The sequence below is a fragment of the Serratia sp. BIGb0163 genome (assembly GCF_024809935.1).
Taxonomy (GTDB): domain Bacteria; phylum Pseudomonadota; class Gammaproteobacteria; order Enterobacterales; family Enterobacteriaceae; genus Serratia; species Serratia quinivorans.
In genome coordinates this window covers 178,381-202,700 of sequence record NZ_JANUDZ010000007.1, presented here as the reverse complement: position 1 = coordinate 202,700, position 24,320 = coordinate 178,381, and the positions used below count along the sequence as shown (strand labels likewise).

The following is a 24,320-nucleotide window of genomic DNA, read 5'->3' as shown; positions in this document are numbered from 1 at the left end:
AGTCAAACGTTACTGCGGTGAGACAAAGCCCACAGCCTGGTAAACCTTAGCCAGCGTTTCCTGAGCTCGTGCACGGGCCTTGGCAGCGCCATCACGCATCACTTGCTGCAGCAGGGCCTCGTCATTACGGAAACGATGATAGCGCTCCTGCAGCTCACCCAGCATGCCGGAGACCGCGTCAGCGACGGCACCTTTCAGGTGGCCGTACATCTGCCCTTCAAACTCGGCTTCCAACTGAGGGATGCTCTTGCCGGTCACGCCGGAGAGAATATCCAACAGGTTGGATACCCCCGCCTTGTTCACCACGTCATAACGCACCACTGGCGGCTCTTCCGAGTCGGTCATCGCGCGTTTGATCTTTTTAGCCACCGCTTTCGGATCTTCCAGCAGGCCGATCACGTTATTGCGGTTATCGTCCGACTTGGACATCTTCTTGGTCGGCTCTTGCAGCGACATCACGCGGGCGCCGGACTTGGGAATAAACGGCTCAGGCACTTTGAACACGTCACCGTACAGCGCGTTGAAACGCTGACCGATGTCACGGCTCAACTCCAGATGCTGTTTCTGGTCTTCGCCGACCGGCACCTGGTTGGTCTGGTACAGCAGGATATCCGCCGCCATCAATACCGGGTAGCTGAACAGGCCGGCGTTAATGTTTTCCGCGTAACGGGTGGATTTGTCCTTGAACTGGGTCATGCGGCTCAGTTCGCCGAAATAGGTGTAGCAGTTCAACACCCAGCTCAGCTGCGTGTGTTCCGGTACGTGCGACTGCACGAAGATGGTGCTTTTTTGCGGATCGATACCACAGGCCAGATACAGCGCCAGCGTATCGAGCGTGGCCTTACGCAATTTTTCTGCATCCTGACGTACGGTGATCGCATGCAGGTCAACGATGCAGTAGATGCAGTCGTAATCATCCTGCATTTTTTCCCACTGACGCAGTGCACCCATGTAGTTGCCAATGGTCAGTTCACCGGACGGTTGCGCGCCGCTAAATACGATGGGCTTACTCATGTTTAAATTTCCTGATTCTCTAAAGATGACAGCCCAAGAGCGGGCAACAAATCGGCAAAGCGCTCCAACACGCGGTCGGGATGGCTCAGGGCAATGGCCTCGCCGTAGTTATAACCGTAAGTCAGCGCGGCGCTTGGGCAACCTGCCCCTTGCGCAGCCTGAATATCATTGCGGGAGTCGCCGACAAACAGCAACTCGTTGGCGCGCAGGCCAAGCTTGCCGAGGACCAGATACAGCGGCGCCGGGTGCGGTTTCTTTTCCACCACATCGTCACCGCCGATAATCAGCGAGAAGTAATCAATAATGCCCAATGCGGCCAGCAACGGCGCAACAAACGGCGTTGGCTTGTTGGTCACCAGCGCCATCGGGTAATTTTGCGCAGCCAGTTGAGCCAGGGTTTCTTTCACCTGTGGGAACAGGCGGCTGCCGCTGTCGACGGTTTGCGCATAGAAATGATCGAAGCGCTCGCGCAGTTGCCCGCAGTGCTCCGGCGTGGCTTCCACTTCTGCCCAGCGCAGCGCACGCTGTACCAGCACGTCGGCGCCGTTGCCAATCCAGGTGCCAACCCGGGCCTCACCGGCCTGCGGCAGGCCCATTTCCGCCAAGGCCAGATCGATAGCAGCTGCCAACCCCGGCGCGCTGTCTACCAGCGTGCCATCGAGATCGAAAGCCAGAGCGCGGATGGCTCCAAAATCAGCCATGCGTCACCTTCGCCAACTCGCTGCGCATTTCGTCGATCACCCGACGATAATCCGGCTTGCTGAAGATGGCGGAACCTGCGACAAACATGTCCGCACCGGCGGCAGCGATCTCGGCGATATTGTCGACCTTCACGCCGCCATCCACTTCCAGTCGGATATCACGACCGCTTTCGTCGATCATTTTGCGCACCTGACGCAGCTTATCCAAAGTGCCATGGATAAACGACTGACCGCCAAAACCAGGGTTGACCGACATCAACAGGATCACGTCGATTTTATCCATCACGTAATCGAGGTAGCTCAGCGGCGTTGCCGGATTGAACACCAGGCCGGCTTTACAGCCGTGCTCTTTAATCAATTGAATGGTGCGATCGACGTGTTCGGAGGCTTCCGGATGGAAAGAGATGTAACTGGCGCCCGCTGCAGCGAAATCCGGCACGATGCGGTCGACCGGTTTCACCATCAGGTGAACGTCAATCGGTGCGGTGATGCCGTAATTACGCAGCGCCTGACAAACCATCGGCCCGATGGTCAGATTGGGAACGTAGTGGTTATCCATTACGTCAAAATGCACTACGTCGCCGCCTGCGGCCAACACGTTGGCAGTATCTTCACCCAGACGGGCAAAGTCTGCTGACAAAATGGACGGGGCAATCAAAAATTTTTTCATCCGCTATCTCCAAACGTAGGGTTCGAAATCCATAGGATAACTACGCCGGGGCGTAACCCCGGTTTAACGATACAGCGCTAAAAGCTCGTTCACTTTGCTGCGACCAAGAATATTGCGGCTGATGGTACGACGCGCTTTCACCACGTACAGCGAGGCGTGCTGGTACCAGTCACGCGTCAGCTCGGTATCATGGTTGGAAATCAATACCGGCACCTGACTTTCTACCGCAAGCTGGTGCGCCATCAGCGCCAGGCTCTGCTGGTCGGCCATGCTAAAGCTGTTGGTGTGGTAGGCGGTAAAATTCGCCGTCGCCGATAATGGCGCATACGGCGGATCGCAATACACCACGGTACCACGCTCGGCTTTTGCCATGGTATCGCGGTAATGCTCGCAGACAAAAGTGGCGTTGCGGGATTTTTCAGCGAACCAGTACAGCTCGTCCTCCGGGAAGTACGGTTTCTTATAACGTCCAAACGGCACGTTGAACTCCCCGCGCAGGTTATAGCGGCACAGGCCGTTATAGCAGTGGCGGTTCAGGTAAAGAAACAGCAGCGCACGACGGTAAGCATCGGCACTCATATTGAACTCTTCACGCAGCAGGTAAAACTGTTCTGACTTATTGAATTCATCGGTGAAAAGCAGGCGGGCATCACGCACGAAGTCATCCGTACGCAGTTTAACGATGTTATACAGATTAATAAGATCGCTGTTGATGTCGGCGAGAATATAGGCGTCGTATTCCGTGTTCAGGAAGACTGAACCCGCACCCACGAAGGGCTCGATTAAGCAGTCGCCTGCTGGTAGGTGACGACGGATCTCGTCCACCAGCGGGTATTTTCCACCAGCCCATTTTAAAAAAGCGCGGTTTTTCTTCATGCCGTCAATTAGCTACTTATTATACAATTCAGAGCGGCGGATTGTACTCTGTTTCAGACAGCACATCAGCGCACAAATTTAAGTGATTGATACCCTTCATCCTTCAAGCCGCAGCACCCTTGGCCACGCACAGTTATTCGGCCTGTCCGCAGGCAACTCCAGCCATCGGTCATGGGCGACTCTGTCCGCCCTGAGTAACAGGGGCGCAGTTTGTGCGCCCCTTCAATGCCTGAATGCAGCTTGAAATCTATCGGGTTACTTTTTCAGATCCTGCTGGACCTGACTTACAGGCCGGACCCAGGGTTTTTTCGCCTGAACATCTGCCGGCAGCGTCGCAATGGCACGCTTGGCTTCTGCAGAAGAGGCATAGTTGCCACTCACCAGCACGTACCAGGGCTTGCCGTCACGTTTAGTCGAATAGACCAGATAATGCTGTAATTTCTGCTGCTTGGCGTAGGCGTTCAACGTATCGGAACGCGAGGCGCTGCTCAGTTGCAGAGTGTAATGGCTTGCCGGTGCAGACTGCAGCGAACCGCCGCTGCCGCTAACGGCTCCTGCCTTGGCGCTGGCTGCTCCCGCTTTGGCAGAAGAGGTTGGTGCCGGCGTATACACCGTGGTTGGCGATTTATGCTGTGTGGCCGTGGCCGTCGGCTTGCTGACGGTTTTCGCCGGTGTTTTATGTTGCTGTGGCGCAGTACCCTGAACCGGGCGGACGGTTTCTTTCGCCGCAGCGCCGTTCATCAGGGTTGCCGGGGCCGTTGGCAGCGTCGAAGCTGGGCCCGTCATGCCCTGCGTAGCGGCATCAACCTGACCCTGCTGCGCTGACAATGCATCCGACATATTGCCCGGCAGATCGACACGCTGCTGCGCGCCGCCCTGCGGTGGCTGCGGTTGCGCTTCCGTCGGGGTGCTGGAGATCGGAGGAACGCTGACGGTTTGCGGCTGCGAGCTGCTGCTCACGCCGTTATTGTCATTGGTATCCGTGGTTCCGCCCGGAACACCGGTATTACCGGCAGTCAGTGACGAAGAACCTGACAGATTAATGTCCTTGGCTGCGCCATTCTGTGCGCTATCCTGTGCCGCCTCATGCTTGGTGGGCGCCTTCAACGCCGAGCCAATGCCGATAATCAGCAACAACAGCACCAAAATACCGATACCAATCATTAAATGCTGACGTGAAATGGCAAAACGCGGTCCCGGAGCCGGTTTACGCGAACGTGCAGGACGACGATCGCTGCTATCAGGTCTGAGATCGTCTTCCGGTTTAAACTCATCCATCTGAAACCCTCCAACTAGAGGCAAAAGCCCACCACTGTATACCTACCGTGGCACGGGCAGATTAACCCGATGATGGCAAAGCGACGTCAGTCATGCTTTGCACATTAATTAATATAGATGTAAACGGCGGCTAAGCCACTGTTACTTCGTCCGATTTACTTAGACATTCCGTCAGGAAGGCAAGCTGCGATCGAAGCGAGCACCATATCATGCCCCACTCCGCCACGGACTTCCGCCTGGCCAATGGCCGTCGGCAGTACCAGGCGCAATTCACCGGCCAGGACTTTCTTATCGCGCATCATATGCGGCAGATAAGTTCCCGGAGCCATTTCCTGCGGGCCACACACTGGTAAACCGGCGCGCAACAACAGTGCTTTAATACGTTCAATATCTTCGCGGGAGAACTGGCCGAGACGGTGCGCGGTTTCTGCCGCCATCACCATGCCGGCGGCAATGGCCTCACCGTGCAACCATACACCATAGCCCATTTCGGCTTCGATCGCATGGCCGTAAGTATGGCCCAGATTCAGCAGCGCGCGCAGCCCGCTTTCGCGTTCGTCAGCGGCAACCACCTCAGCTTTCAGCTCGCAGCAGCGACGAATACAGTAGGCCAGAGCCTGCATATCCAGCGCCACCAGGGCATCGATATTGTTTTCCAGCCAGACGAAGAAATCGTGGTCGAGAATAATCCCGTACTTGATCACTTCAGCCAAACCAGAGGAGAGCTCACGCGCCGGTAAGGTTTTCAGGCAATCGAGATCAACCACCACAGAAACGGGTTGATAGAAGGCGCCGATCATGTTCTTGCCGAGCGGATGATTGACGGCGGTTTTACCGCCAACGGAAGAGTCCACCTGCGACAACAGCGTGGTAGGGACCTGAATAAAGCGGACACCGCGCTGATAACAGGCGGCGGCAAAGCCGGTAAGATCGCCAATCACGCCGCCCCCAAGGGCAATCAGCGTGGTATCACGACCGTGCGGCTTTTCCAACAGTGCCGAGAACACCTGCTCGAGTACGGCCAGAGATTTATACTGTTCGCCATCAGGCAAAATCACCTGATCCACCATGACGCCTGCCTGCTCCAACACCTTCCGGACGTGGTCCAGATAGAGTGGCGCCAGGGTTTGGTTGGTGACCAGCATGACCTGTTCACCCGCCTTCAGCGGCATAAAAGAAGCCGGATCGTTAAACAATCCGGCGGCTATGGTTATCGGGTAGCTGCGCTCCCCAAGCGTTACGGTAATTCTCTCCATGTCGCGCTCAGTTCTCAATGTGGTTTATCCCCGCAACGCGGGGAACACAATCAGTCTTCCGCATTTGCCGTGGCGAACACGGAAACCGCTATCAGTTGCTTTCCAGCATGTTGATTATCTGGTTGGCAACCACTTTGGCGCTTTGATCGTCGGTGCGGATGGTGACATCTGCAATTTCTTCGTATAACGGATTGCGCTCTTTCGCCAGCGCTTCAAGCACTTCACGCGGAGGAGAATCAACCTGCAGCAGCGGACGCTTTTTGTCGCGCTGGGTACGGGCCAATTGCTTCTCGATAGTGGTTTCCAGATACACCACTACGCCACGCGCCGACAGACGGTTACGCGTTTCACGCGATTTAACCGAACCGCCGCCGGTAGCCAGCACGATGCCTTGCTTTTCCGTCAGTTCATTAATGACTTTTTCTTCACGATCGCGGAAACCTTCTTCACCTTCCACGTCGAATACCCAGCCCACGTCAGCTCCGGTACGTCGCTCAATTTCTTGATCGGAGTCGAAAAACTCCATATTGAGTTGCTGAGCTAACTGACGGCCAATAGTGCTTTTGCCGGCACCCATAGGCCCAACCAGAAAGATATTGCGTTTCTCTGCCATGTTTTTCGGTATTACTAAGACAATTCGTTAATGTTAACCCGCCCCGCCAATCAAATCAGCGGCGGGACCTAAACTGAAACCTCATGAACGATAGTGCGAGATCAGACGGAAAATTATCTCAACACTCTTGGTAGTTTGGCAACCGAATAAATCGCAATCCACGCCGCAGGAGGGAAACCATACGTTTTTAACGGCGTCTTGGCGCTAACAAAAAAACCTCGGTGCTCAATTCGGTAACCCTTGTAAGCTAAATCGGTCGCAGCGTCAAACGCAGATGCCCCGAAGGTGATAAAAAAGTGCATCTGCTCATCAACTTTAGGCGATTTCCCACGAACCGCACACCCGGTTGCTCAGGCCTTAATCAATGTCGGAGTAATGAATATCACCAGTTCGCGCCGTTTATGCTGTTTGCTGCTCTGTTTGAACAGGGAACCCAGCAACGGCACGTCGCTAATTCCGGGAACCTTATCGGCCCCCTCGGCGCTATGGCGCTGAAATACGCCTCCCAAAACAACGGTTTCGCCATCTTTTACCGTCACCTGAGTTTTGATTTCCTGTTTATCTATCGCCAACGTCTCGCCGGCCGCACGGCTGATTGAACGCCCGGGCATGTTCTGACTGATTTGCAACGTCAGGGTGATACGGCCATTGGGCAAAATTTTCGGCGTCACCTCCATGCCCAGTACCGCTTCCTTGAACTCCATCGACGTCGCCCCGCTGGAACCGCTGTTCACTTCATAGGGAATTTCAGTCCCCTGCTTTATGCTGGCGGTTTGCAGGTTCGCAGTCAGCAGGCGTGGGCTGGCAATGATTTCTACCCGGTTCTCCTGCTCCAAAGCCATCAACTCCAGATCCAATAATCGCCCGCCAATTCGCGCCAGATGGAAACCCGCGCTGACAGCACTGCGCTCCAGTGGTAACCCGACGTTAAAACCGTCCATCTGCCATGAGCTGGCCGGCCGGTCGTCCGGAGCCAACCCCCAGCGTACGCCAAGCTCACGTAAACTCTCGCTGTTGATGGTGACGATATGCGCCGCCAATTGCACCTGAGCCAAAGGCGCATCCATTTCGCCGATCCTTTGCGTTAATAACGCCACGATCGATGCTGTATCGCGGATCAACACCGCATTGGTGCGTTTATCTGCCACCACGCTGCCACGTTCGCTCAGCAATATTCCGCCCTGCGCGTTCAGGTTTTCAGCAACCTCTTCGGCATCGGCATGACTCAACGGCAGGGTTACGCTTTTCAGCGGCTGTTTTTGTGCCAACGCCTGCTGTTGGCGCTGCTTTTCTTGCTCATTGGGTTCAGGAGAGACCATCATGACATTCCCCTCCAGCGTCATTGACAACTTCCCCATACGCAAAATCAACGCCAGTGCCTGGTGCCAGGGCACATTATCCAACCTCAGCGTCAGGTTGCCCCCCACACCGGCAGCGGTGACAATATTCAGCTGTTGATAGTCCGCCAGCGCCTGCAACACCAGCGTAATGGGAGCCTCCTGAAACTCCAGCGAAACGGGTTCTTGCTCCTGTGCTGCACCGGCGATAGCCACACCCCAGAGCAACCCGGCCAACCAACGGCATCCTTTCATTTTTCTTCCTTATGGTTTCTCAGGGTCAACACCACTGCATTCTCAGCGGCCGGACACAGCGGATCGCCCTGGTTCGCTTTCAGCGTTACTTGCCCCTTAACGACCTGCTCCACCCGCCAACGTCCGTCTAACAGGGTTTGTTGGGGTTTTAATCGCAGCCACTTCCCGGCGGTCGTAACCACCCAGGCATGGTGCAACGCCACCTGACCAATGGTGCCCTTCAATTGCCAATTCACCGGTAACTCCGCCGCGCTCGGACAGTCGGGCAGGGGTAATGGCTTAAAAGGATCGCGTGGCTGAGGCTGGGCCATCAGCGCCAGAGGCAGCCACAGTAACCAGAACCCACAGCATTTATTCATTGGGGTTTACCGCCTCTGCCTCTGCCAAAGCCGCCTGGAGAATGAAATGCGCCGTTAGTTCTCCCACCTGCGCCTCAACGGTCATTTGATCAATACGCAACTGGGCTGGAAAACGCTCCAGCAGCCTTAATAAACTGCCGTAATTGAGATGCAGCATCAGGGTTTGGCGCGGCGAATCACCCTGCTGCTGCCAACGCTGCAGCCCGGCCCCCGCTCGTTGCAACGTGCTCGCCAAATCGCTATCGGCGGCAGGCGGGCGGCTGACCTGCTGCAGACTTTGATTCACCTGATCCAGCGTCGGCATACGGGCCAGTTGCTCCCACAAGGGAGTCATCTGTTGCATCAGACGCTGCTGCTGCGCCTCGGTTTGTGTCAGTTGCTGCCATTTTCCTTGCAACAGCAGCAGGCTGAACAGCAGGATCAGGCTGCCCAACACCAGCCACTGGATGGCCAACAGCTTCCACCCCGGCAAACTCAGCCCCCTCGCCAACCACAGCGGCAATGGCTTATCCACCCGGCCCCCATTGCGCCATCAAGGTAAACGAGAACAGACCATCCTGGCGCTGTACCACCTCTGTCAGGCGGTAGTTCTGTAACAGGGGTAACGCCGTCAGTTGCTGCTCAAACTGAAGCACCGCTTCATAACGCCGGCCAAGTCCCCGTAAAGTGATATTCTGCGAGTGGCTTTCCAGCGCGATAAGCCATAGCGAATCAGGTAGCGAAGTGGAGAGCTGCTGCAACAGCTGCAGGTAACGCCGGTTATGCACCCGATTGTTGTCATGCTGTTGCGCCAACGCGGTTAAGCGTGCCAGACGCGCCACCGCCTGTTGCAATTGTTGATAACGTTCGGTCAATTCTGTCTGTTGGCCGCTCAGCATCAGCAGTGCCTCATGCCGCTGTACCTGTTGCTGACTCAACAGGCCAAAAACCACCATCAGTACCGCCAACACCAGCACCAACTGCAAGATGAATACGCGTAACCAAAAGGCATAGCGGCGACGCTGGCCCCCTATGCGCCAGGGCAAAAGATTAACCTGATACATCAGTTGTCCTCAGCGCGCAGCGCCAACCCGCCGGCCAGGGCAAATGCCGCCGGCAATGGGGGTAACGGAGGACGCAGCTGGCTGAAAGCGCTGAGCGGTGACCACGGCAAGCTCCCAGACGGAGGCTGCTCATCCATCACGCTGCTATAGTAAATCTGATGTTCGCCGAGCGATGGGCAGGCGGTACGCATTGCGGCCAACACCTGATTTGCCCCGTCCGCTTCCCGAATCGATACCTGGCCATAGGCAAACTCCGTTCGGTGTGCGGTCACCCATAACCATTCTTCATCGAGGCGGTGCAGCAAACCGGCTTCGCCCGACACGCCTGCGGCCGCCGCCATCACGCGTAGCGCACATGGGGCAATATCAACCACCTGCGGCTGTAAATTGGCCTGACGCAGACAGTTCAGCCACTGTTGCAGCTCTTGCTGACGGGCGGCGGTCAGCAGCAGAGTCGCGTGTTCGGGCAGGGATTGGCGGTAGTCCAGCGCCAACGTTTGGCTATCCAGAGGAAACTTTTTCAGCCCCTGGCTGGTGATGTAGGCACCGCGCGCAGGCTCTTTCAGCCTGGCGTCCGGCAGTGGCAACCTGTGCTGTAAAACCCGCTGCGCGGGCAGAGCAATGCGTAAGGAAATATGTCTTGGTAACTGAACCCGCCATTGGCGCAATGCCTGGATCAGCGCGTCGCTCTGCTCCAGACACCCCTCACGCAGCACCGGTTGCGGCAACCTTTGTTGCCACCAGTGACGCAGTTGCCAGCCATTGCGACGGCGCTGTGCTGCCAGGGCACGAACGCAGTGACTTTGTATATCCAGCCCCACCTGCCATGCTTGAGTGATCATATTTTGCCCGACCTCCTTATCGTCAGATAACAAAAGAACATATCCATGTTGCAGGCTTGCCTTTATACTACCGCGCGGTTGTTTATAAACTGCCCAAATGACATGAAAATGGGAAATCTCAGGTGAAGTTCGTAAAGTATTTACTAATCCTTGCAGTGTGTTGCATCGTGTTGGGGGCAGCCTCGATTTTTGGCTTGTACAAATATGTCGAGCCACAGCTGCCTGACGTCGCAACGCTGAAAGATGTGCGGCTGCAAATACCGATGCAGGTTTACAGCGCCGACGGCGAGCTGATCGCCCAATACGGTGAGAAACGCCGTATTCCGCTAAAATTGAACCAAATTCCGCCGGTTATGGTGCATGCGTTTATCGCCACCGAAGACAGCCGCTTCTATGAGCATCATGGCGTCGACCCAATCGGTATCTTCCGTGCTGCCTCTATTGCGCTGGTCTCTGGCCATGCGTCACAGGGGGCAAGTACCATTACCCAGCAGCTGGCGAGAAACTTCTTCTTAAGCCCGGAACGCACCCTGATGCGCAAGATCAAGGAAGCCTTCCTGGCAATACGCATCGAGCAGATGCTGACCAAAGACGAAATCCTCGAGCTGTATCTGAACAAAATCTATCTGGGGTATCGCGCCTATGGCGTGGGTGCTGCAGCACAGGTTTACTTCGGTAAAGACGTCAGTCAGCTCAGCTTAAGCGAAATGGCGACCATCGCCGGCTTGCCGAAAGCCCCATCTACCTTCAATCCGCTCTACTCCCACGATCGCGCCGTAGCTCGCCGCAACGTGGTGCTGTCGCGGATGCTGGATGAGCATTACATCACTCAGGCGCAGTTCGATCAGGCGCGCAGTGAAGAGTTGGTGGCCAATTACCATGCGCCAGAAATCAGCTTCTCCGCCCCCTATCTCTCCGAGATGGTGCGTCAGGAGATGATCAAGCGTTACGGTGACAATGCTTATACCGACGGCTACAAGGTCTACACCACCGTCACCAAAAAACTGCAGTTGGCGGCGCAGGACTCAGTGCGTAACAACGTGCTGGCGTACGATATGCGCCACGGCTACCGCGGCCCGTCCAACGTGCTGTGGAAAGTGGGTGAAGCGGCCTGGGACCAAAAGCAGATCGTCGATTCCTTGAAGAATCTGCCGAACTACGGCCCATTGTCGCCGGCGGTGATTATTTCAACCAGCGCCGAAGAGGCAACGGCCATGATGGCAGACGGTAGCCATGTGGCGCTGCCAATGTCCACCATGCGCTGGGCACGACCTTATAGATCCGACACTCAGCAAGGCCCAACGCCGAAACGCGTCACCGATGTGGTGCAGGCCGGCCAACAAGTGTGGGTTCGCAAGGTGGGTGAAAACTGGTGGCTGTCACAGGTGCCGGACGTCAACTCAGCCCTGGTTTCGATCAACCCGAATGACGGCGCGGTGAAAGCCCTGGTCGGCGGGTTTGACTTCAACCAAAGCAAGTTCAACCGCGTGACTCAGGCGCTGCGTCAGGTCGGCTCCAATATCAAGCCCTTCCTGTATACCGCCGCGATGGACAAGGGCCTGACCCTGGCCACTATCCTCAATGACCTGCCGATCACCCGTTGGGATCCAGGTGCCGGTACCGACTGGCGGCCGAAGAACTCACCGCCAACTTACGATGGCCCGATTCGCCTGCGTCAGGGGCTGGGACAATCGAAGAACGTGGTGATGGTGCGCGCGATGCGTGCCATGGGCGTCGACTACGCAGCGGAATACCTGCAGCGTTTCGGCTTCCCGGCGCAAAACATCGTGCATACCGAATCACTGGCACTGGGCTCGGCTTCGTTCACCCCAATGCAGCTGGTACGCGGTTACGCGGTGCTGGCTAACGGCGGTTATCTGGTGGATCCGTACTTCATCACCAAGATTGAAGACGATAACGGCAACACCGTGTTCGAAACCAAACCGAAGATTGTCTGCGACAGCTGTAATCTGCCGGTGATTTATGGTGACACTCACCGCTCGGCCGTGCTTTCCGAAGATAACATTGAAAATGTCGCGACGTCGCAGGAAGGCAAAAATGGCAACGTGCCAATGCCGCAGTTGGAGCAGGTGACCCCCGCTCAGGTTCAGCAAGATGGCGATCAACAGTATGCGCCGCACGTTATCAGCACCCCGCTGGCGTTCCTGATGCACGATGCGCTGAACAGCAATATCTATGGCGAACCGGGTTGGATGGGTACCGCCTGGCGTGCAGGTCGTGATCTGAAACGTCGTGATATCGGTGGCAAAACAGGTACCACCAACAGTTCAAAAGACGCCTGGTTCTCCGGCTATGGCCCGGATACCGTGACGTCGGTATGGATTGGCTTCGATGACCACCGCCGTGACCTTGGCCGTGCAACGGTATCCGGTGCGATCCCGGATCAGGTTTCCGGCGGTGAAGGCGGTGCCAAGAGTGCGCAACCGGCATGGGATGACTTTATGAAAACCGCACTGGAAGGCATTCCAGAGCAGAAGGTGACCCCACCACCGGGCATTATCAGCGTCACCATCGACAAGAGCAGCGGTAAGCTTTCCGGCGGTGGCGGCGGCAGCCGTTCCGAGTACTTTATCGAAGGAACTCAGCCGACGGACTATCCTTCACGAGATACCGGCACTACGCTGACGGATCCCGGCGGCGAAAGCCACGAGTTGTTCTAACAAAAAAGGGCCCAGATTCATCTGGGCCCTTTTTCATTTAACCGTCGCGCTTAGCGGGAACCGCGTAAAAATGCCTCGGTGAGGAACAACGCACTCACGTTGCGTGCCTCGCGGAAATCAGGCTCTGCCAGCAACGCCATCATATCCGCTATTGGCCAACGCACCTGCGGCAAGGGCTCCGGCTCATCCCCTTCCAGACTCTGCGGGTAGAGATCGTGCGCCAGTACAATATTCATTTTGCTGGAAAAGTACGACGGGGCCATCGTCAGCTTGCTGAGGAAATCAAAGCGTCTGGCACCAAAACCTACCTCTTCCATCAGCTCACGGTTAGCCGCTTCCAGCACGCCTTCACCCGGATCAATCAAGCCTTTGGGAAAGCCAAGCTCATAAGATTCGGTGCCCACGGCATATTCACGGATCAGCAGCAAATCGTCGCCAATCACCGGCACAATCATCACGGCCTCGCGATCTGAGGGCCGCATCCGCTCATACACCCGCCGTACACCGTTACTGAACTCCAGATCGACCGACTCAACGTTAAATAAACGCGAACGCGCGACCGTTTCCACTTTCAGAATTTTAGGTTTTTGCAGGTGTTTATCCATGATTGCCTCAAATGAGTTATCCGCTAGCAAGCCACAGCATCGGGCGTGCTAACGCGGGTAACCAGAATAATGATGGGCGTGACGCGTAGTCCGCATGCGTTCAAACGCTGACCAAATCCGATCTTGATCACATTGTGCGTTAATGAGAACCTTTGCCGCAACGAGCACAAGCAGTAATTTACTTTTTTTTAACAAGCCTAGCCAGTACCCGCCGCTTTTCTGTTCTCATCCAGTAAAAAGAGCGCATTAAAATAAGATAATGCCGATATCGACAGTGCAACCTGGTTGCTATCATCACACAGGTAAGAAAGGGCAATAAGACGAATATTTTTACCAATAAGTGAGATCCTGACAGAGAATCTGTTCTCTCGTTACGGATCAGGGTGTCTCTTGGTGATTTGGCTGCGTATAATAGTCCAGGATTCATCAGGTTGGTGAGGTTCACGGGTACAGGATGGGGATAGCATGAGCACAATAGTGTTGATATTGGCCTTAGTGCTTGCCTGCCTGATTGCCGCCGGCCTGTATCTTTGGTTCAAAGCCCGCAATCAGCCGCTGCTGATGCGTACGCTGCCCTTTATCAAACCCACCCACCGCAAGCTGACCGGCGAAGAACGCGCCGCCGTTGAGCACTATCTTGGCCAACAAAACAAGCTGAGCAACAAACTGTTGCCCGGCAACAACTCATTGCCTTCTGCCAAACTGGCGCTGACGCCGCAAAGCGACAACGTCTACCCGGTTACCCACGCCATTACCCGCTACGGTCTGGCCAGCGATGAACCCAATAAATGGCGCTATTATCTGGACGCCGAAGAGGTGCATCTGCCGCCGTTCTGGGAGCAGTACATCAGCGCCGATAACCATGTGGAAGTGATTAGAACCCAGACGCTGCCGCTGGTGATCTCTCTCAACGGGCATTCGCTGAAAGACCATATTCACGATCGGCCGCTGCCACCGGTGGTGAAAGCGACCCCGAGCCAAAACGCCTCTATCCGCAAGGAAGAGAGCGAGCATGTCGAACTGCTGAACATCCGCAAGGAAAGCCCGGAAGAACACGCACTCAATCGCCCGAACGGTATCAAAGAGGCCGCCATTATCTCGGCGGCCCTGCTGCTGCTGTTCTTCAGCCTGATAAGCCCGGTCGTGGTGATCCCCTGGATGATTGTCGTCGCCGTGTTGATGATCGCCTGGGCCTGCTGGAACCTGTTCCGCCGCCCTGCCACACGCGAACTAAAAGAAGTGCACTGCCTGCGGGGCACCCCCAAGCGCTGGGGGCTGTTTGGCGAATCCAACCAGGGGCAAATCAGCAATATTTCACTCGGCATCATTGACCTGATTTATCCGCCGCACTGGCAGCCATACATCGCCCAGGATCTGGGTAAAACCACCGACGTGGATATCTACCTTAACCGCCAGGTGCTGCGCCAGGGTCGCTACCTTTCGCTGCATGATGAGGTGAAAAACTTCCCGCTGCAGCAATGGGGCAGGAACGCGGTACTCATGGCCAGTTCACTTTTGGTGCTGCTGCTGTTGCTGACCTATATCCCGCTCAGCCTGCCGCTCAAGCTGAGCATGGCCTGGCTACAGGGCGCGCAAAAAATTGAAGTGACCAACGTACAGGCACTGGAAGGCGCAACGTTACGCATCGGGGATACCCTGAAAGCCCAGGGCACGGGCATGTGCTACGTACCACCGTTAACCAGTGGCACGCGCTCCGCCAGCTTTATGCCGTTCGACTGTTCCGGAATTTACTGGAACAACGCGGCACCGCTGCCGCAGCCGGAGTCGGAAGTGATCGACAAGGCCTCAGCCCTGCTGGCGACGGTCAACACCCAGTTGCACCCTGACGGCTCCGACCAAAAGCTCAACCCACAGTTGGCCAGCGCAATCGAAAAATCCGGCATGATCCTGCTGGATGATTTTTCCGATATCGTGCTGAAAACGCAGGATCTGTGCCAAGCGGATAATGACTGCGTCCGGCTGAAGAACGCACTGGTCAATCTGGGCAACGTCAAAAATTGGGGCACCCTGGTGAAACGTGCCAAATCAGGCTCGCTGCAAGGGGTGAACGTGTTGCTGCGCCCGGTGAGCGCCGAATCGCTGGAAAGCCTGACCAAAGTGGCCGCATCATCCTTCGTCTACAGCGAAACCAGGCAGGCCGCCGCCGCGCTCAACAGCCCGCCACCGGGGGGGTTCCTGATCACCAGTGATGAAGGCAAACAGCTGGTGAATCATCCGCAGCCGACGGTGCCGCTAAACGAATACAACGCACTTGACCAGTGGAATGAGCTACAACGCCTTGCCGGCATGCTGCTGCATACGCCGTTCGAAGCGCAGGGCGTGATCACCAATATCAGCGTCGATGCCAACGGTACCCGTCATATTGCACTGCACAGCGAACCGGATATCATCACCCTGTGGCGCTATCTCGGCACCAGCCTGCTGCTGCTGAGCGTCGCCGTCGTGCTGGGCTACAACAGCTGGAAACTGGTGCAGCGCCGTCGCATCAATCAGCACCGCATCGCCGATATCCAGCGCTACTACGAAAGCTGCTTTAACCCGCAGCTCGCCCCGATGTCATTGCGGCCGATGCCCTGAGCCACTAGCCCCGGCCTGCGCCCTGTCATCAGCTTATGCTACGCTAACGCTATTCCCCTTATCCTGCGGACCGCCGAAGGTTCGCCTATGGAGTTTTCATGGTTCCCGAGTTTGACTGGAGTGAGATTGATACCGTGCTGCTGGATATGGACGGTACCCTGCTCGATCTGGAGTTCGACAGCCACTTTTGGCTCAGCCTGGTACCACAGGCCCTGAGCGAGCAGCGGGCTATTCCCTTCGATGAAGCGCGTAAAATTATTCATCAGGAATATCTGGCCGTACAGCACACCATGAACTGGTACTGCTTCGATTACTGGAGCGAACGGCTGGATATGGATATTTACCGCATGACCAGCGAGGTAGGCAACCGTGCTCGTCTGCGTGAGGATACCGAGCCGTTTTTACAGGCATTACGTGCGGCGGGCCACCAGACGATTTTGTTGACCAACGCCCATCCGCACAGCCTGGCGGTAAAAATTGAGCATACCGGTTTGGATCGGCACCTTGATTTATTACTTTCCACCCACACATTTGGTTATCCGAAAGAAGATCAGCGTTTGTGGCAGGCAGTGCAGCAACACACCGGTTTTGATCCGCAGCGTACGCTGTTTGTCGACGACGGCGAACCGATACTGGATGCCGCCCGTACCTTCGGTATTCGCTACTGCCTGGGCGTGCAAAACCCGGACTCCAGCATGGCGGAGAAAACCTTCCAGCATTACCCATCGATGCGCGATTACCGCCTGTTGATACCGGCGCTGGCCAGGGGGAATTGATGAAAGGAAAAGCAACAGGCGACGAAGCCGTCCGGCTGGACAAGTGGCTATGGGCGGCACGTTTCTATAAGACCCGCGCACTGGCACGGGAGATGATCGACGGCGGCAAGGTGCACTACAACGGACAGCGCGGCAAACCGAGCAAGATTGTCGAGCTTAACGCCGAGATCAAACTGCGTCAGGGAAATGAAGAACGCACGGTGATCGTGCTGGCTTTGACCAGCCAACGGCGCGGCGCCGACGAGGCGCAGCAAATGTATCAGGAAACCGAGGCCAGCATCGTCAACCGAGAGAAAGTGGCGCTCGCGCGCAAAATGAATGCGCTGACCATGCCGCATCCGGACCGCCGTCCGGACAAGAAAGAGCGGCGCGACCTGATTAAATTTAAATTTGGTGAGCAGGAATAACCCCTCACCGCAATGAGAGAAAACTATGTCTAACCATGACCAATTGCACCGTTACCTGTTTGAAAACTACGCGGTGCGCGGTGAGCTGGTTACCGTCAGCGAAACCTATCAGCAGGTTCTGAACAACCACGACTATCCGGCACCAGTCAAAAAACTGCTGGGTGAACTGCTGGTTGCCACCAGCCTGCTGACCGCAACGTTGAAGTTTGACGGCGACATCACCGTGCAGTTACAAGGCGACGGTCCGCTGAAGCTGGCGGTGATTAACGGTAACAACCGCCAGGAAATGCGTGGCGTAGCACGCGTACAGAGCGAAATTGCTGATGACAGCACGCTGCACCAGATGATCGGCAATGGCGTCATGGTGATCACCATCGCCCCCACCGAGGGCGAACGCTATCAGGGCGTAGTGGCGCTGGAAGGGGAAACGCTGGCCGAGTGCCTCGAGGCTTACTTCCGTCAGTCAGAGCAGTTGCCTACCCGCCTGTTCATCCGTACCGGTGAGTCTGAAGGTCAACCGGCCGCGGGTGGCATGCTGCTGCAGGTCCTGCCGGCGCAGGACGGTAACGCCGATGACTTCGATCATCTGGTGCAACTGACCAATACGGTGAAAAGCGAAGAGCTGTTCGGCCTGCCGGCCAACGAAGTGCTGTATCGCCTGTATCATCAGGAAGAAGTCACCCTGTATGAACCGCAGGACGTTGTCTTCCGTTGTACCTGTTCACGCCAGCGTTGCGCCGATGCGCTGATCACGCTGCCGGCGGAAGAAGTGGCCCAAATGCTGGAGCAAGACGGCAATATTGATATGCACTGCGATTATTGCGGCAATCACTATGTCTTCGACGCCATGGACGTCGCCGCGCTGTACACCGGTAACACCGGTGAAAGCGAGCAGTTGCACTAAGTAGCACCTTATATCGGCGGGCGCGCCCTGCGCCTGCCGGTTTTCTTCGTTTGCACGTTTGCTTTTTTCCGTGTGCTATCTCTCATAACGTAACGAAAAACCGACTAAAACGTTAAATATTTGATACCTATCGCGGTTACTCGCTGCTGAATCCCTACAATTGGCGCCAGAAATTCTGTGACCAAGGAGTAGTGACATGCGTGTTAAAGGTATAACCCCTCAGGATCTGGCCGCTTATGGGATTCATAACGTCGGCGAAATCGTTCACAACCCGAGTTATGACTTGCTGTTCAAGGAAGAAACAGACCCATCTCTGGAAGGTTTTGAGCGTGGGGTGGTAACCAAACTGGGTGCTGTATCCGTCGACACCGGTATTTTTACCGGCCGTTCCCCGAAAGATAAGTACATTGTCCGTGACGACATCACCCGCGACACCGTGTGGTGGGCCGATCAGGGTAAAGGTAAAAACGACAACAAACCCCTCAGCCCGGAAACCTGGGCAGACCTGAAACAGCTGGTCACCACACAACTCTCCGGCAAACGTCTGTTTGTGATGGATACCTTCTGCGGCGCCAACGCCGACTCCCGTCTGAAAGTTCGCTTTATTACCGAGGTAGCCTGGCAGGCGCACTTTGTTAAGAACATGTTCATCCGTCCGACGGATGAAGAGCTGCAGGATTTCGAGCCAGACTTCGTGGTCATGAACGGCGCCAAATGCACTAACCCGAACTGGCAGCAACAGGGCCTGAACTCGGAAAACTTTGTCGCCTTCAACCTGACCGAGCGCATGCAACTGATTGGCGGCACCTGGTACGGCGGCGAAATGAAAAAGGGTATGTTCTCCATCATGAACTACCTGTTGCCGCTGAAAGGCATCGCCTCAATGCACTGCTCGGCCAACGTAGGCGAGAAAGGCGACGTGGCGGTATTCTTCGGCCTGTCCGGCACCGGCAAAACCACCCTGTCCACCGATCCGAAACGCCAACTGATTGGCGATGACGAGCACGGTTGGGATGATGACGGCGTGTTTAACTTCGAAGGCGGCTGCTACGCCAAAACCATCAAGCTGTCTGAAGAAGCCGAGCCGGATATCTATCACGCCATCAAACGCGATGCGCTGCTGGAAAACGTCGTCGTTCTGGCTGACGGCACCATAGATTTCAATGATGGTTCGAAAACCGAGAATACCCGCGTTTCCTATCCGATCTATCACATCCAGAATATCGTGAAGCCGGTTTCCAAAGCGGGTCACGCCACCAAGGTGATCTTCCTGACCGCAGACGCCTTCGGCGTACTGCCGCCGGTATCTCGCCTGACCGCTAACCAGACCCAGTACCACTTCCTGTCTGGCTTTACCGCCAAGTTGGCCGGTACCGAGCGCGGCGTGACCGAGCCGACCCCAACCTTCTCCGCCTGCTTCGGCGCAGCCTTCCTGTCGCTGCACCCAACGCAATACGCCGAAGTGCTGGTGAAACGCATGCAGGCCGCCGGCGCGCAGGCCTATCTGGTGAACACCGGCTGGAATGGCACCGGCAAACGTATCTCGATCAAGGATACCCGCGGCATTATCGACGCGATCCTCAGCGGTGAAATCGATAAGGCAGAAACCATTACTCTGCCTATCTTCGACCTGGCGATGCCAACCTCACTGCCGGGCGTTAACCCGGATATCCTGGATCCACGCGCCACTTACGCCAGCATTGAGCAATGGCAAGAGAAGGCACAGGATCTGGCCGAGCGTTTTGTCACCAACTTTGACAAATACACCGATACCCCTGCAGGTGCCGCGCTGGTCAGCGCCGGTCCAAAACTGTAAAACCTTCTTTTTACAGCTTCATCTAAGGCGTGGATCCCACGCCTTTTTTTATTTTTATCGGTTGTTATTTAATCAACACAAAGGGATAATAAGCACTGCAATCATTGATAGCAAAGGAGGTTTCAATGGCTACCATAACCGTCAGGAATCTGGACGACGAGGTAAAAGAGTTGCTGCGCGTTTCTGCAGCGAAAAATGGCCATTCCATGGAGGAGGAAGCTCGTATGATTTTGAAACAGGCATTAGTGAAAAAAACGCCACGCTATGGTTTAGGTACTCGCATACATCAACACTTTGCCGAGTTGGGTGGCGTTGAACTGGAAATCCCACCGCGTGATAAAACACCAGCGCGCATTGTCACCTTTGATGACGATGATGACCAGGTATGATTATTCTCGATACCAATGTAATTTCAGAGTTACTGCGCCCGGCACCTCATTACCATGTTTTAAGGTGGCTGGATCAACAAGATACGTATCAATTCTATCTGAGCGCTGTCGTGATAGCGGAGCTATATACTGGCATAACCTGCATGCCCCATGGCAAAAAGCAGTTTGAGTTACAGTCCAATCTCGGCGTAATGCTGCAGGAAGAGTTTCTGGACAGGGTTTTACCCTTTGACACTGGCTGCGCTCTGCAGCATGCGGAGTTAATGGGTGCCAACCGCCGCCAAGGCATCGGCGTCAGTTTCCCAGACACCCAAATCGCCGCCACCTGCCTGCATTACGGTGCTGCCCTGGCCACGCGTAATACCAAAGACTTTATCCATTGCGGAATTGAATTAATCGACCCCTGGCAAGCCAGCACCGGTCGGCGTCTGCATGAAGAAGCGGCGGAATATTACGTCATGAGCAGAAAACCCTGACAGGGCAGCTTCGCTGTCAGGGGAGTTTGGCGCTGTCTTTCACTGCCTGATGCCCGTTGGCCGACTCTTTCTTTTCCATCGGCAACGGAATATAAGCCCTGATCAACAACCCGCCGCGTTCGCTGGTGCCAATATCCAAAGCGCCGTGATGACCATCAATAATACGCTGTACGATAGCCAGGCCAAGCCCGGTTCCGCTGGTGCTGCGTGCGCTGTCGCCACGGACAAACGGCTGCAGCAGATGTTTCAACTCTTCCGGTTTAATGCCCGGGCCGTCGTCTTCCACCTGGAACCAGCCGCGCTGCAGCTCACGGCCACTACTGACTTTGATCCAGCCGTTGCCGTAACGTGCCGCATTCACCACCATATTCGCCGCCGCACGCTTGATCGACAGCGGATGCACATTCATCATCAGTTCACCCGGTGCCATGGCAGTTTCGATAACCCGCTCATAGCCACTCTCGGCCGCAACCACTTCACCCAGAATTCCATTCAGATCGCTTAACTCGGTCTGCATCTCCTGGCCGGTGCGCAGATAATCAATAAACTGCTCAATGATGGCGTTGCACTCTTCAATGTCTTTATTGATCGACTCCGCCAGATAGCCGTCTTCGGCACTCATCATCTCGGTTGCCAGACGGATGCGCGTCAGCGGTGTGCGCAGGTCGTGGCTGACGCCGGCCATCAGCAGCGTGCGGTCATCCGCCAGTTGCTTAACGCCCGATGCCATCTGATTAAAGGCCCGCGTTACCGAACGTACTTCAGATGCGCCGTACTCACGCAACGGCGGCGGAATAATACCCTTGCCGACCTGCAGAGCCGCATGCTCCAGCTCCACCAGCGGGCGGTTTTGGATACGAATAAACAGCCAGGCACCGCCTATCGCCAACAGCATAATTGCCAGGGTATAACGGAACAGCGGCGAGAAATCGCCCTGGTGAATCTCAGTCAGCGGAACGCGCACCCAGATATCCGGCTGCAGCCAGGTCTTCAGCCACACCACCGGTGAGTTTTTGTTCACTTCTACCCGGACATCGGTTGGCCCACCGAGCTGCTGAGCCATTTGCTGGCTGAGGAATTGATAGTGCTGCGCCCAGCGCAGACCGCTCTCCTCCGCCGCCGAGTTGGTGTAGAGAGAAATCCCCAGTTCGCGATAGATTTCACGACGGAACGCCGGCGGCACCTCCAGCAAGGTCCCATCCTCCAGCTGCAGCTTATCGGTCATCAGCATACGAACTTCGTAGGCCAATACCTTGTTGAACTGCTGCAAACTGGGCAGGATGGCGAAGTTCAGCACCACCAGATAGGTCGTCACCAGGCTGACGAACAGCAAGGTGACGATCAATAGCAGGGTTCGGGCAAACGAGCTACGCGGTGAAAAGCGTAATCGTCTCATGCCTTGCTGCCGTCCGGGACGAAGACGTAGCCAAGACCCCAAACGGTCTGGATATAACGTGGATGCGCAGGATCTTCCTCAACCATACGACGCAGACGAGAAATCTGCACGTCGATGGAGCGTTCCATGGCGCTGTATTCACGGCCGCGGGCCAGGTTCATCAACTTGTCACGCGACAGCGGTTCACGCGGATGGCTCACTAACGCCTTCAGTACCGCGAACTCGCCGCTGGTCAACGGCATAGGCTCGTCTTCACGGAACATTTCGCGGGTACCCAGGTTCAGTTTGAATTTGCCAAAGGCAATCACCGCTTCTTCTTGCGAAGGCGCGCCCGGCAGTTCATTAGCCTGACGACGCAATACCGCACGGATACGGGCCAGCAGTTCACGCGGGTTGAACGGTTTTGGGATGTAATCGTCAGCGCCGATTTCCAGACCGACGATACGGTCAACTTCTTCACCTTTGGCGGTCACCATAATGATCGGCATAGGGTTGCTTTGGCTGCGCAGACGGCGGCAGATAGAAAGCCCGTCTTCGCCCGGCAACATCAGGTCCAGCACCATCAGGTGGAAGGATTCACGTGTCAGCAAGCGATCCATTTGCTCAGCGTTGGCTACGCTGCGAACCTGAAAACCCTGTTCGGTTAAATAACGCTCTAAAAGCGCGCGCAGGCGCATGTCATCATCGACGACCAGAATCTTATGATTCTCTTGCATTGTAGTACTCCCAAAGGCTTTATTGCCTGACGTGAATATTGTTAAAAAACCATGGCAATTCGGACAGCGATTATTGGTATATATTCTAGACTAAATTGTTACAAAGCTTATTCTTTTACCGAGTTATCAATATCTTTCATTCCGCAGACTAATTAATCCGCACATTATTGTCTCGTTTCGCGGTAAAAAGCTCACTCAGCCCTCCCGGAAGAATGACATCATCACCGTGGACTGCTGGGGACTGGCCCTCAAATTAATAACGTATTTATAACCTGATTAGCCCTGATTCCGGCGAGTGTAGCCTCAGTCTAAGCCGCCAGTGACAATGCACCTAATGTTCTGCCGTACATTCATCGGCACTATTGTCGTCATCGCGTTGGAATAACCCTCGTATTTCGCCCCGCAGCCATTGATTGCCACGGTCATGATGAGCGCGCTCATGCCAATACTGCATCACCGGGAACTGAGGTATTGGGAAAGGCACCGGATAAATATGCACCTTACCCGCAGCCTGCAGTAACTGTGCCGCCTCATAGGTCACCGTGGCAAGCAGGTCCGTTTGGGCAATGATCTGGGTCAGGCTCAGAAAGTGGCTGGTCTGCAGTTTGACGTTGCGCACAATCCCCTGCTCCCTCATCGCCTGTTCAGCAATTTCCTGGCTGCGAATACGCAAACGAGCGGTCACGTGTTCAGCCTGCAAGAACTGCGGCAATGACAGTGTTTTGCCAATCTGCGGATGGCCCTGGCGCACCGCACAGCAGAATCCACTGTAAAATAACCGCTGCTGATAAAAAACGGCGCGACGCAGGTCGGGAAAATAGCCGATAGCCAGATCGACCCGTCCGCTTTCCAGCGCCTCTTCCAATTGCGCCGGAGCCAGCTCATGGCTGACCACCGCCATCCCCGGGGCCACCTGGGCCAGATGGTTAATCAGAGGAGGTAAAAAATACTGCTCTCCGATGTCCGGCATACAGAGCGTTAGCGTTCTGCGGTTAGCCGCAGGATCAAACCCCACCGGTTGTAAAACATCGTCGCGGATCATCGACAGCACCCGCTCGACGGAGGGCATCAGTTCACTGGCCCGGTCAGTCGGGCGCATTTCGTTATTAATCCGCACAAACATCGGGTCGTCAAACAGTTGACGCAGGCGAGCCAGCGCATGGCTCACTGCCGGCTGGCTGATACCCAGCATCTGCCCCGCCAGGCCGACGCTACGCTGGCGAAAGATAGCGTCAAACACCACCAATAAATTCAAATCGACGTTCTTCAAATTCATTTTTCTTATTCGCCCAATAAATCACATTCGATTGAT

At 55.6% G+C, this 24,320-nt stretch carries 24 protein-coding genes; 8 read left to right on the top strand and 16 right to left on the bottom strand.

The genetic code is table 11. The annotated features are described in order from the left end of the window. Positions 1-9: 9 nt before the first annotated feature. From trpS to pilM, 12 genes are all read right to left on the bottom strand, one after another. Complete coding sequence (trpS, locus tag M2406_RS21205; protein ID WP_012147276.1) at positions 10-1,014, bottom strand: tryptophan--tRNA ligase; 1,005 nt, start codon at positions 1,012-1,014, stop codon at positions 10-12. Between the two features lie 2 nt (positions 1,015-1,016). After that, positions 1,017-1,715, bottom strand: coding sequence for a phosphoglycolate phosphatase (locus tag M2406_RS21200; protein ID WP_012147277.1), 699 nt, complete (start codon positions 1,713-1,715; stop codon positions 1,017-1,019). Next, positions 1,708-2,385, bottom strand: a complete 678-nt coding sequence (gene rpe, locus M2406_RS21195) for a ribulose-phosphate 3-epimerase (protein WP_012147278.1) — start codon at positions 2,383-2,385, stop codon at positions 1,708-1,710. Before rpe ends, M2406_RS21200 begins: the two co-directional genes overlap by 8 nt. A 63-nt stretch (positions 2,386-2,448) precedes the next feature. Further along, a complete protein-coding gene (dam, locus tag M2406_RS21190; protein ID WP_012147279.1) occupies positions 2,449-3,261 on the bottom strand; it encodes an adenine-specific DNA-methyltransferase in 813 nt (270 codons plus the stop codon). 255 nt (positions 3,262-3,516) lie between these two features. Next, a complete protein-coding gene (locus tag M2406_RS21185) occupies positions 3,517-4,539 on the bottom strand; it encodes an SPOR domain-containing protein (protein WP_012147280.1) in 1,023 nt (340 codons plus the stop codon). A gap of 155 nt (positions 4,540-4,694) precedes the next feature. Continuing rightward, a complete protein-coding gene (gene aroB, locus M2406_RS21180) occupies positions 4,695-5,795 on the bottom strand; it encodes a 3-dehydroquinate synthase (protein ID WP_026142563.1) in 1,101 nt (366 codons plus the stop codon). Positions 5,796-5,886: 91 nt separating this feature from the next. Beyond that, a complete protein-coding gene (gene aroK / locus M2406_RS21175; RefSeq protein ID WP_004391482.1) occupies positions 5,887-6,408 on the bottom strand; it encodes a shikimate kinase AroK in 522 nt (173 codons plus the stop codon). A 350-nt stretch (positions 6,409-6,758) separates the two neighbouring features. Continuing rightward, positions 6,759-8,000 (bottom strand): DNA uptake porin HofQ, encoded by a 1,242-nt coding sequence (gene hofQ, locus M2406_RS21170; RefSeq protein WP_259191297.1) that lies wholly within the window; start codon positions 7,998-8,000, stop codon positions 6,759-6,761. Beyond that, on the bottom strand, positions 7,997-8,359 hold the full coding sequence (locus M2406_RS21165) for a hypothetical protein (protein WP_259191294.1): 363 nt from the start codon (positions 8,357-8,359) through the stop codon (positions 7,997-7,999). Before M2406_RS21165 ends, hofQ begins: the two co-directional genes overlap by 4 nt. Further along, the gene (locus M2406_RS21160; RefSeq protein WP_259191293.1) at positions 8,352-8,873 is read right to left on the bottom strand and encodes a hypothetical protein; all 522 of its coding nucleotides are present in this window, start codon (positions 8,871-8,873) and stop codon (positions 8,352-8,354) included. Before M2406_RS21160 ends, M2406_RS21165 begins: the two co-directional genes overlap by 8 nt. Then, positions 8,866-9,402 carry a PilN domain-containing protein gene (locus M2406_RS21155; RefSeq protein ID WP_259191292.1) on the bottom strand — a complete coding sequence of 179 codons (537 nt, stop codon included), beginning with the start codon at positions 9,400-9,402 and terminating at the stop codon, positions 8,866-8,868. Before M2406_RS21155 ends, M2406_RS21160 begins: the two co-directional genes overlap by 8 nt. Then, complete coding sequence (gene pilM / locus M2406_RS21150) at positions 9,402-10,244, bottom strand: type IV pilus biogenesis protein PilM (RefSeq protein ID WP_259191291.1); 843 nt, start codon at positions 10,242-10,244, stop codon at positions 9,402-9,404. Before pilM ends, M2406_RS21155 begins: the two co-directional genes overlap by 1 nt. A gap of 122 nt (positions 10,245-10,366) precedes the next feature. Here pilM and mrcA point away from each other — a divergent pair, with 122 nt between their 5' ends. Next, positions 10,367-12,925, top strand: coding sequence for a peptidoglycan glycosyltransferase/peptidoglycan DD-transpeptidase MrcA (mrcA, locus tag M2406_RS21145; RefSeq protein WP_259191290.1), 2,559 nt, complete (start codon positions 10,367-10,369; stop codon positions 12,923-12,925). A 50-nt stretch (positions 12,926-12,975) separates the two neighbouring features. Here mrcA and nudE read toward each other — a convergent pair whose 3' ends face one another. Continuing rightward, positions 12,976-13,530 (bottom strand): ADP compounds hydrolase NudE, encoded by a 555-nt coding sequence (gene nudE / locus M2406_RS21140; RefSeq protein WP_012147288.1) that lies wholly within the window; start codon positions 13,528-13,530, stop codon positions 12,976-12,978. A 465-nt stretch (positions 13,531-13,995) separates the two neighbouring features. On the opposite strand from nudE, the gene M2406_RS21135 reads away from it, so the two are divergent. The 7 genes from M2406_RS21135 (at position 13,996) to M2406_RS21105 (ending at position 20,896) form a co-directional block, all read left to right on the top strand. Further along, on the top strand, positions 13,996-16,128 hold the full coding sequence (locus tag M2406_RS21135) for an intracellular growth attenuator family protein (protein WP_115183604.1): 2,133 nt from the start codon (positions 13,996-13,998) through the stop codon (positions 16,126-16,128). 98 nt (positions 16,129-16,226) lie between these two features. After that, positions 16,227-16,904 carry a GMP/IMP nucleotidase gene (gene yrfG / locus M2406_RS21130; RefSeq protein ID WP_012147290.1) on the top strand — a complete coding sequence of 226 codons (678 nt, stop codon included), beginning with the start codon at positions 16,227-16,229 and terminating at the stop codon, positions 16,902-16,904. Next, positions 16,904-17,311, top strand: coding sequence for a ribosome-associated heat shock protein Hsp15 (gene hslR, locus M2406_RS21125; protein ID WP_112364262.1), 408 nt, complete (start codon positions 16,904-16,906; stop codon positions 17,309-17,311). Before yrfG ends, hslR begins: the two co-directional genes overlap by 1 nt. Positions 17,312-17,336: 25 nt before the next feature. Beyond that, complete coding sequence (hslO, locus tag M2406_RS21120) at positions 17,337-18,215, top strand: Hsp33 family molecular chaperone HslO (protein WP_012147292.1); 879 nt, start codon at positions 17,337-17,339, stop codon at positions 18,213-18,215. A 196-nt stretch (positions 18,216-18,411) separates the two neighbouring features. Then, positions 18,412-20,031 (top strand): phosphoenolpyruvate carboxykinase (ATP), encoded by a 1,620-nt coding sequence (gene pckA, locus M2406_RS21115; protein WP_112364261.1) that lies wholly within the window; start codon positions 18,412-18,414, stop codon positions 20,029-20,031. Between the two features lie 125 nt (positions 20,032-20,156). Then, positions 20,157-20,420, top strand: coding sequence for a FitA-like ribbon-helix-helix domain-containing protein (locus M2406_RS21110; protein ID WP_012147294.1), 264 nt, complete (start codon positions 20,157-20,159; stop codon positions 20,418-20,420). Next, a complete protein-coding gene (locus M2406_RS21105) occupies positions 20,417-20,896 on the top strand; it encodes a type II toxin-antitoxin system VapC family toxin (RefSeq protein WP_259191289.1) in 480 nt (159 codons plus the stop codon). The genes M2406_RS21110 and M2406_RS21105 overlap by 4 nt, the downstream gene beginning before the upstream one ends. A 16-nt stretch (positions 20,897-20,912) precedes the next feature. On the opposite strand, the gene envZ is transcribed toward M2406_RS21105, so the two are convergent. The 3 genes from envZ to M2406_RS21090 all read right to left on the bottom strand — a co-directional run bounded on the left by envZ (position 20,913) and on the right by M2406_RS21090 (position 24,284). Beyond that, the gene (gene envZ / locus M2406_RS21100) at positions 20,913-22,292 is read right to left on the bottom strand and encodes a two-component system sensor histidine kinase EnvZ (RefSeq protein ID WP_012147296.1); all 1,380 of its coding nucleotides are present in this window, start codon (positions 22,290-22,292) and stop codon (positions 20,913-20,915) included. Beyond that, positions 22,289-23,008 carry a two-component system response regulator OmpR gene (gene ompR, locus M2406_RS21095; protein WP_004709363.1) on the bottom strand — a complete coding sequence of 240 codons (720 nt, stop codon included), beginning with the start codon at positions 23,006-23,008 and terminating at the stop codon, positions 22,289-22,291. Before ompR ends, envZ begins: the two co-directional genes overlap by 4 nt. Positions 23,009-23,339: 331 nt before the next feature. After that, positions 23,340-24,284, bottom strand: coding sequence for a LysR family transcriptional regulator (locus tag M2406_RS21090; RefSeq protein ID WP_112364259.1), 945 nt, complete (start codon positions 24,282-24,284; stop codon positions 23,340-23,342). Positions 24,285-24,320: the final 36 nt, after the last annotated feature.

Excerpts from the sequence above, each read along its gene's own strand:
- envZ (WP_012147296.1), bottom strand. The coding sequence starts at position 22,292 with ATGAGACGATTACGCTTTTCACCGCGTAGCTCGTTTGCCCGAACCCTG.
- yrfG (WP_012147290.1), top strand. The coding sequence starts at position 16,227 with ATGGTTCCCGAGTTTGACTGGAGTGAGATTGATACCGTGCTGCTGGAT.
- hslO (WP_012147292.1), top strand. The coding sequence starts at position 17,337 with ATGTCTAACCATGACCAATTGCACCGTTACCTGTTTGAAAACTACGCG.
- nudE (WP_012147288.1), bottom strand. The coding sequence starts at position 13,530 with ATGGATAAACACCTGCAAAAACCTAAAATTCTGAAAGTGGAAACGGTC.
- dam (WP_012147279.1), bottom strand. The coding sequence starts at position 3,261 with ATGAAGAAAAACCGCGCTTTTTTAAAATGGGCTGGTGGAAAATACCCG.
- ompR (WP_004709363.1), bottom strand. The coding sequence starts at position 23,008 with ATGCAAGAGAATCATAAGATTCTGGTCGTCGATGATGACATGCGCCTG.
- M2406_RS21155 (WP_259191292.1), bottom strand. The coding sequence starts at position 9,402 with ATGTATCAGGTTAATCTTTTGCCCTGGCGCATAGGGGGCCAGCGTCGC.
- hofQ (WP_259191297.1), bottom strand. The coding sequence starts at position 8,000 with ATGAAAGGATGCCGTTGGTTGGCCGGGTTGCTCTGGGGTGTGGCTATC.
- rpe (WP_012147278.1), bottom strand. The coding sequence starts at position 2,385 with ATGAAAAAATTTTTGATTGCCCCGTCCATTTTGTCAGCAGACTTTGCC.
- M2406_RS21165 (WP_259191294.1), bottom strand. The coding sequence starts at position 8,359 with ATGAATAAATGCTGTGGGTTCTGGTTACTGTGGCTGCCTCTGGCGCTG.
- pckA (WP_112364261.1), top strand. The coding sequence starts at position 18,412 with ATGCGTGTTAAAGGTATAACCCCTCAGGATCTGGCCGCTTATGGGATT.
- M2406_RS21105 (WP_259191289.1), top strand. The coding sequence starts at position 20,417 with ATGATTATTCTCGATACCAATGTAATTTCAGAGTTACTGCGCCCGGCA.
- M2406_RS21110 (WP_012147294.1), top strand. The coding sequence starts at position 20,157 with ATGGCTACCATAACCGTCAGGAATCTGGACGACGAGGTAAAAGAGTTG.
- aroB (WP_026142563.1), bottom strand. The coding sequence starts at position 5,795 with ATGGAGAGAATTACCGTAACGCTTGGGGAGCGCAGCTACCCGATAACC.
- M2406_RS21090 (WP_112364259.1), bottom strand. The coding sequence starts at position 24,284 with ATGAATTTGAAGAACGTCGATTTGAATTTATTGGTGGTGTTTGACGCT.
- trpS (WP_012147276.1), bottom strand. The coding sequence starts at position 1,014 with ATGAGTAAGCCCATCGTATTTAGCGGCGCGCAACCGTCCGGTGAACTG.
- hslR (WP_112364262.1), top strand. The coding sequence starts at position 16,904 with ATGAAAGGAAAAGCAACAGGCGACGAAGCCGTCCGGCTGGACAAGTGG.
- pilM (WP_259191291.1), bottom strand. The coding sequence starts at position 10,244 with ATGATCACTCAAGCATGGCAGGTGGGGCTGGATATACAAAGTCACTGC.
- M2406_RS21200 (WP_012147277.1), bottom strand. The coding sequence starts at position 1,715 with ATGGCTGATTTTGGAGCCATCCGCGCTCTGGCTTTCGATCTCGATGGC.
- M2406_RS21135 (WP_115183604.1), top strand. The coding sequence starts at position 13,996 with ATGAGCACAATAGTGTTGATATTGGCCTTAGTGCTTGCCTGCCTGATT.
- aroK (WP_004391482.1), bottom strand. The coding sequence starts at position 6,408 with ATGGCAGAGAAACGCAATATCTTTCTGGTTGGGCCTATGGGTGCCGGC.
- M2406_RS21185 (WP_012147280.1), bottom strand. The coding sequence starts at position 4,539 with ATGGATGAGTTTAAACCGGAAGACGATCTCAGACCTGATAGCAGCGAT.